The 881-nt window shown below is 66.6% G+C and carries 1 protein-coding gene; it reads right to left on the reverse strand.

The genetic code is table 11. From position 1 onward, the window contains the following. Positions 1 to 64 precede the first annotated feature (64 nt). Positions 65 to 700, reverse strand: a complete 636-nt coding sequence (locus I4J89_RS49115) for a hypothetical protein (protein ID WP_196421105.1) — start codon at positions 698 to 700, stop codon at positions 65 to 67. Between the last annotated feature and the right edge of the window lie 181 nt (positions 701 to 881).

Below are 881 nucleotides of genomic sequence, written 5' to 3' on the forward strand. Positions count from 1 at the left end.
CGTAGATGTCGGTGGTGGCTCGATGCGCATTTCTGCCGAAAGTAGCCGTCGCCGGGCTGTGGCTTTACGCCACCCACCACCAGCCGTCGCCCACCTCCCGTTTCGGGTATCCGAGGTCGCCCGAGGCGGTGGTGATGGGCGTCGGCTCGGTGGGCGGTTCGGCGAAATACGCGAGTCCTGTTCCCGACTCGGCTCGCCAGTTCTGCCATAGCTGCACGAATAACACGGTCGGACTGGCGTAGGCGAATCCGGACGGGCACAGGGAGCGCATCTCGGCCGGCAGGGTGAGTTCGTCGTCCAAGCGGCCGGCCCGGTAGCCCTCGACCAGTTCGGCGAGCGCGGCCCGATGTAGTCGATACCGATAGTCGACGGGGTAGACCTGTGAATCCTGCCGCGAGACGACGACAAGGGCGGCAGCGGCCAGGCACAAGCTCACCACGGCGACTCCCCACGAACCGCGTACGCAGGCGATCAGGATCGCCGCAATCGAGACGAGTACCGCGAACAACACAGCCAACAACGAGATCAACCAGCCGACGAACGAACCGACGAGCAGAGGCGTCTCAGCGAGCCACCAGGCGGGAATGAGCAGCAGCCAACCGGCACAACTCAGAACGGCCTGCAGCAAGCCGCGCCCGCTCCACGCCGCCGTCGCGGACGGCTCGGTCGGCTGATCGACCGGATCCCACGGGAAGTCCATGGCGAGGATCTTGCACTCGCGATCGCAACCCGCGGAAGGCCGTACACGAAACCTCTACAGGGTCTCCTTGCCGCGGTCCGAAAGCGGCGAGCGGGCGACCTGACTGCCGGACCCGCGGGTGGGCAACTCTGCCGCGGACAATACGCCTCCCGTCCCCAGCCTCCGTCACCGTGCGTGAGCA

Origin of the sequence: Actinoplanes aureus, from assembly GCF_015704865.1 — a bacterium.
Classification (GTDB): domain Bacteria; phylum Actinomycetota; class Actinomycetes; order Mycobacteriales; family Micromonosporaceae; genus Actinoplanes; species Actinoplanes aureus.

What these genes read in the sequence shown, in the direction of transcription:
- I4J89_RS49115 (WP_196421105.1), bottom strand. Translation starts at nt 700, where the DNA reads ATGGACTTCCCGTGGGATCCGGTCGATCAGCCGACCGAGCCGTCCGCG.